The following is a 6,428-nucleotide window of genomic DNA, read 5'->3' as shown; positions in this document are numbered from 1 at the left end:
GACAGCACTGTTTAGCAAATAGGTGTTTTGAAGGTTATAACGATATCGTTGAGCTGTGTTGTAGTGCTTGGAATACGTTTGTTCAGTGCAAGGACAGGGTAAAAAGTTTGTGTACAAGAGACTGGGCAAATCTGGGAAGACTTTAATCATAATTGGTATTAGTTATCACTAAGCGACTTATACCAATCCGCATTAGAATTTGCTCTTTTAGCGAAAATTATCAGTGAGGTATTCGAGACAGCCTTTTGAAGACATAGTCGTTCTCGGCAACTGCTCCTGCGTTGCTCTACCTCCTGCATCCATGCAGTCGTACGTTAAGAAAGGCTAACAAAGAAGACCACTCTGATAAATTCGCCCTTCGGGGCTGTGTCACAACACCCATTACTGCTTCAAATGACTTTGATGTAGAGGACTACACCTACAGTCATTTTCATTGTATTGGGCCTAGTGACGCAACCTAAAATAGATCATATTCTAATAAGGATTGGTATTAACTCATATGTGCAAAGCACGCGGGTTAGCGTCATGTTACCTCGGCCAGTTACATCCAAGCCTTGTCTTAAACTGAGGCTATTTTGTCTTACAGAGTTAAACAATCAGTCAGATTGAGCGTTAATTATCCCCATATTAGAGTTTTAAATTCATTAATAAATTATCTCTTTTTTGGCATGTTATGTAAGGATCTTCTCATAAAGAGAGTATTGTTATATTTTATGTACGTACCTGATTTTTTTTGGTAATTTATTTTTTTTAAAGGGCTTTATCAGCTTCTTTCATACATTGATTAAAGCTTCGGTCTTACAACCAATTAAGAAAAATCTCAAAAAATTAATCTACGAAAGAATATGTTGAGGGACAGATAAGACTGTAAGGTATTCATTGTCTGATAAAAAGTGTTCAAGTCTGTTTTTGTGATTGGTTATGGCAATTCATGACAGGTTTAGTGTTGAAAAATACCTTTATGCTTGCTATTGATTTATAAGTTACTTAAGTTAGCAGCTATTGAATATGCTTTACGAATTAAGCTGATAATATTATGGACACTCTTTATTTATTTACTTAGTAAATTGTTGTTGAGAGGCACACATGAAGTTAGAAATGATTTGTACTGGTGAAGAGGTACTCTCTGGTCAGATAGTTGATACCAACGCCGCTTGGGTTGCTAATACCTTGATGGAGTTGGGCATTGAAATGCAACATCGTGTGACGGTTGGCGATCGAATGGATGATCTGATCACTGCATTCCAAGAGCGTAGTAAGCACGCAGATGTTATTATTGTTAATGGTGGTTTGGGGCCAACCAGTGATGATATGTCCGCATTAGCCATGGCTAAAGCTAAGGGTGAAGACCTCGTTGAGAATGTTGAATGGCGTGAACATTTAGAAGAATGGTTTACGCGCAATAATCGTGTCATGGCTAAGAGTAATTTAAAGCAAGCTTGGTTACCAGCTTCTGCTGTGATGGTAGATAATCCTGTCGGAACCGCATGTGGCTTTAGAGTGAAGTTAAATAACGCATGGTTATTCTTTACACCTGGTGTGCCTTTTGAATTAAAGCATATGATCACCGAACAGTTTATTCCATTTATTACTGAAGAATTTGGTGTTCAAGAAAAGTCAGCTTTAGAAAAATTACTCACTATCGGTCATGGTGAGTCATCATTAGCAGATACACTTTCAGAGATCACTTTACCCGCAGGGATTGAGTTAGGTTATCGTTCCTCAATGCCACACATCGAGATTAAGATCTTCGCTCGTGGTGATAAAGCTATCCGCCAATTACCCGATGTAACGAAGCAGGTTAAAGCTTTGTTGGGTTGTGCTGTTGTTGCTGAAAATCGAGCAACATTAGCAGCAGAGATCCATCATCGTTTATACCAGTCCGGTTTAAGCCTTAGTGTGGCAGAGTCTTGTACTGGTGGCATGGTCACCAGTCAATTAATCGATTTTGCTGGTAGTTCATCATACTTGCATCATGGTTTAGTGACTTACAGTAATGAGTCAAAAGTGAAAGTGTTAGGCGTTAATCCACAGATTTTAGATGATCATGGTGCTGTGTCTATTCCTACCGTTGAAGCAATGGCACAAGGTGTCAGAGGGATCTTAGACAGTGATTTTGCGTTAGCCACTAGCGGTATTGCTGGTCCTGACGGTGGGACTGATGACAAACCAGTTGGAACCGTCGCAATAGCATTGGCAACTAAACACGGGGTATACAGCCAAATGGTGAAGTTACCAAAGCGGTCTCGCCAGCTTGTAAGAAGTATGAGTACGGCAATTGCTTACGATATGCTTCGCCGCGCATTGCTTGAAGAAGCCGTTATTGTTGATTATCCGTCAATACCTCGGTTCGCCAAGTAAGTTTATTCTAGCTTGCTTGCCACTACGGTAAGTAAGCTAGATTAAGTAACTAAATTTGCTGATACTTACGGGGATATTAATATTTCTTGTAAAAATTATAGATAGCATATTCGCTTGGGGAAAGTTATATACTTTACGTATTGTGCCAATAGTTATCTCTTGAATGTTAGTGCGGAACTGTAGTGACAACATCATAAAGATCGATTTGATGTTGTTTTATACCGTTTACATCTTGCTTAGGTGGCACTCTCAATAGACTTATTTTATTACTTACTTGTACTACTTCTAAATATGTTGGGTTATTCGGGGGCATCAACGTCGTCAATATCGTGTTGTTCAATAGTACATTCTTTAGTTTACTATACTGAAACATATCGCCTATTTTTACTCCATGCAATGTGCCAATATTGATAGTAATAAATTCATTGTCTTTATTTATCACTGTTGCTTTTGTCGCATCGCAGCTGAGAGTTTGGTTAATTTCTTTTGCTGCTTTAAAGAGTGTATCGGTAATCGTTTTTCCGTATTCACTTCGCCAAAATAGACTGTTAGCTAAATCCACTTTGTTAAAAGAATTGAAGCTCCAGCCTCCTTCTCCGTGGTACTCATGTTCTAATACAATACTGTCAGTGATCCTATCGTACATATATATTTTTATTGTGAAATTACGTAGAGGTGATGTGGTACTAGTCAGTAGTCCTGATTTTGTTTCATTAAACAAGCTTATATCGCGTATATATCCAAAGACTAAATACTGACTTTGATAGCGACTACTGAGTGCATGTGATATCCGGTTAATTGACTGTAAATCGATAGTATCCATGCTGCTATCAGGTTTAAATACCATTTGAGGTATCAGTTCTTCAACGAAAATGTTGGGTTGATTGATCAGTTCGTTCTTAAAGCGTGAGGCAACATGAAAGGGTAGTGTATAAATATCACCTGCTGTTGCTTGAGCGGCGGTTAATAATGGAAATTGAGCAATAATTATTTGTTTAAGATACTGATCTTTATTGCAATTTAAACCCGTTCGTAGGTTCACTTTAACATTAATGGTTAGGGTGTCATTAGCAACAGACTCATTTAGAATTTTTATTTCACTAATGTGGTGCTCAGACAAGATATGACTGGAGTTTTTAGTTAAAATCCCATCAGAAACGGTCGTTTCGACCTTTATATAACTGCTGGCTTGCAATGAAGCATTTTCGATTGCTTTTTCGATAACAGATTTTCGTACATCATTGTAATTATTTTTATTTATAGGTAATGATGCCTGCCCTAGATACCATTGGGCATATGCAGGCAAAGGTGAGAAAAATATCGCTATAAGGAATAAAATTTTTATCATGTCTTTACCCAAAAATATTGAGCAATTTGCTGATTAGTGATGGATCTTGATTGTCTTGTTGTTCGCCTTTACCGCTGACTTCGATGATAGAGTTGCCCACCATATTTGAATCGATTGAGTGGTCTGATGCTATGTCGGTTATTCTTATTTCACCTGAAAATCGAACATACTCATCTCCTTTATTCAGTTTGAGCCATTTTTCTCCTGCAACAATTAAATTTCCGTTAGGTAATTTCTCTCTAACTGATACCGTAATGGTCCCAGATAACGAGTTATTTTGGTTGCTCTCAGATGAGCTATCGAAGCTTTTTCCTTGTTTATAATCTGCACTGAGATTGTTTGTGTTTATATTAATATTGCCCGCTGTAATTGATGGCGTTAACTCAAATTCATTAGAGTTATCTCTTTGATAACTTACTGATTTTTTTGAGGTCATTTCTTCATTTAGTCTTATGAGGATCATGTCGCCTATTTCATAGCGATTATTATTTTGATAGATGCTATGTATATTGTTGGGATTGAATATTGATCCTGTTATTTGAGGTGCTTGTTGAATATGATTATTTCTAACCGGTCGGAATTGCGGATCACCTTTAATTGCCTCTTCACTATTCTCTACAACATTCAACGTAGTATTTTCTTTTGTCGGACTTTTTATTTCAACAGTTTTTGTTGTTGAGCAGCCAGATAAATAAGTTAGAATAAGTAACGTAGTTGTTAATTTAATATTCATTTTATTATAAGTTAGATTGTTGTTTTTTTATTTTATATTTAAAACAGTTGTCTTTTCTACGAGCGATACGATTTATTCTTGATGTTTACTGTTTTTTACGTTGGTTTACCTATGTTTACTTACATTTACTTTGGTTTCATTAATATAGCAGCCTATGTGATTGTGCCTATAAAGATTACTTTGTCTCATTGGTTAATAATTGTTTTTATTACAATCATATGCGTCTATTTATTTGGAACTGCATGCGAATTACTTTATAAGGTTTAAAAACTTTAATTTATTAAGTGATGGCAATGTAATTTTACTTTTGCAGTCTATAATCGTTTGTATTTATTCTGATTTAATAATGTTTGCAAAATTAAATTAATGTTAATTTGTTTGCAGTTATAAGTGGTTGTTTATGTATTATTGGGTGTTTATGTCCAATATGTTTTTGTTGACCAATATTTTTACTTTTGTTTAGTTAGCTAGCACTAGTTTATAGTGTTCACATTGTTGAGATAATCATATTGACCATAATTAATAACGTAGATGCAACAAACAATAATGTACAATCAGTTCAATCCGATAGAACGATAGATTCGGGTTATGAACAAACTAATTTCGGGACAATCTTTGAATCAGTCTCATCTGATGCAGATACTATCAGTTCGTCATTAGTGCCAGCATCATCTAACTTTGACATACTTTCTATTGACAGTTTCCAGAGTAAGTTATTGCTCGAAACAGGCCTTAGCGATGCAAACCTTTTATCTTTAAATGTATCTGACGATTTGCTCTCTCAAATGCAACAAGAATTACTCATGTCACTTCAGTCTAGTATGATTAAAAGTTCTGCCATAATGTCTTCGACCTCAAAAAATAGTTCGTCGCAACTAACTGAAGCTGTTACTGCAGTATCTCCCGAAGACGAGGTGAGTGATTCAGGTGTATTAGATGATATTTATTCATTTTCATTTGGTGAGGAAGGGTTGGACCAAAATGATTTATTTGATTCAATTAATATTCTAAATCATATTCCAGTGTTATCCGATATTTATCAAATATCGACAGATACAGACGTCAGCCCTGTATCTAAACTTGTGGGAAGTATGCTCTATTCTGGCCCTGTGGGCGTCGGTGTTACTGCGCTTGAAATGGGCTTGAATTACATAACGGGTTACAGCACAAAAGATATTGTTGCAGATACGGGGTTATTTTTATCATTAATCGATGAACAAGAAGACAGTTAACTTTTATTGAGATGAGTAAGTTGAAATAGCAATTCTGGCTTTATTTACTATGTGTTTAATGCCTTTGCTGGAAGTAGGCTAACAGTGATAAATATACTGATTCTGCATTAATGGGTTTGAATTATATTTTAACAAATGACAATGAGCGAGATTTATCAATGAGAACATCATTAATCCTTCTGTGTTTGCTAATCTCGGGATGTAATTTATTACAAGGTGAGTCGAGTTCCTATACTCCTAGTGTTTTTCCTGTGTTAACTGCTGTGGGGTATGCACCGATAGATCGTCAACCAGCAGAATTGCGTACAGAACAAATTTTAATGGCAATGGAGTCTTCAAAAATTCTAGCTTATAGAGAATTAGCTGAGCAAGTATATGGCCTACAGCTTAATGCAAATACAGCGGTTCATGATTGGGCGATGAGTAGTAGTGATACTAAAATCAAAGTTTCTGGCCTTATTAAAGGTGCCAAGATCGTCAAAACCTATCCAGTTGATGGATTTTATGTTACTGAGTTGGAACTTGATTATAAATTAGTGTGGGATTTATATCAGCAAGTTGAAAATCCACAACAAAATAGCATTCTAGTAATAGAGCCAACGCAGAATTTTTAAAGTGATGCTAAGCGTAGTTATACCAATCCCATTAAATATCTGGTCAGTTCAGAGTCTCTCAGGTTTTTCAATTCAAGGCACATTGATGTAGAAATGGTTGTTGCCTTTTAAATCGATGTAACACAGAAGTGGAATACCTG

5 protein-coding genes and 1 pseudogene are annotated in these 6,428 nt (G+C 36.1%); 4 read left to right on the top strand and 2 right to left on the bottom strand.

The window, feature by feature from the left end:
- Together ACWXWT_RS19540 and ACWXWT_RS19535 are read left to right on the top strand one after the other, a co-directional pair.
- Window positions 1-146, top strand: a pseudogene (locus ACWXWT_RS19540) (IS630 family transposase); the annotation flags it as partial.
- Window positions 147-1,086: 940 nt separating this feature from the next.
- A complete protein-coding gene (locus tag ACWXWT_RS19535) occupies window positions 1,087-2,361 on the top strand; it encodes a CinA family nicotinamide mononucleotide deamidase-related protein (protein WP_456043239.1) in 1,275 nt (424 codons plus the stop codon).
- Window positions 2,362-2,527: 166 nt separating this feature from the next.
- Here the strand turns inward: ACWXWT_RS19535 and ACWXWT_RS19530 are convergent, their stop codons facing one another.
- Window positions 2,528-3,709, bottom strand: coding sequence for a flagella assembly protein FlgT middle domain-containing protein (locus tag ACWXWT_RS19530; protein ID WP_456043238.1), 1,182 nt, complete (start codon window positions 3,707-3,709; stop codon window positions 2,528-2,530).
- A 4-nt stretch (window positions 3,710-3,713) separates the two neighbouring features.
- Window positions 3,714-4,442, bottom strand: a complete 729-nt coding sequence (locus tag ACWXWT_RS19525) for a flagellar basal body L-ring protein FlgH (protein ID WP_456043237.1) — start codon at window positions 4,440-4,442, stop codon at window positions 3,714-3,716.
- Window positions 4,443-4,951: 509 nt separating this feature from the next.
- Between ACWXWT_RS19525 and ACWXWT_RS19520 the strand changes: the two genes are divergently transcribed.
- Together ACWXWT_RS19520 and ACWXWT_RS19515 are read left to right on the top strand one after the other, a co-directional pair.
- Entirely contained in the window at window positions 4,952-5,674 is a 723-nt protein-coding gene (locus tag ACWXWT_RS19520) for a hypothetical protein (protein ID WP_456043236.1), read from the top strand.
- A gap of 158 nt (window positions 5,675-5,832) precedes the next feature.
- On the top strand, window positions 5,833-6,288 hold the full coding sequence (locus ACWXWT_RS19515) for an LPP20 family lipoprotein (protein WP_456043235.1): 456 nt from the start codon (window positions 5,833-5,835) through the stop codon (window positions 6,286-6,288).
- The last annotated feature ends 140 nt before the right edge of the window (window positions 6,289-6,428 follow it).

Source organism: Shewanella sp. A22 (assembly GCF_053850585.1).
This window is presented reverse-complemented; position numbering and strand designations above follow the sequence as displayed.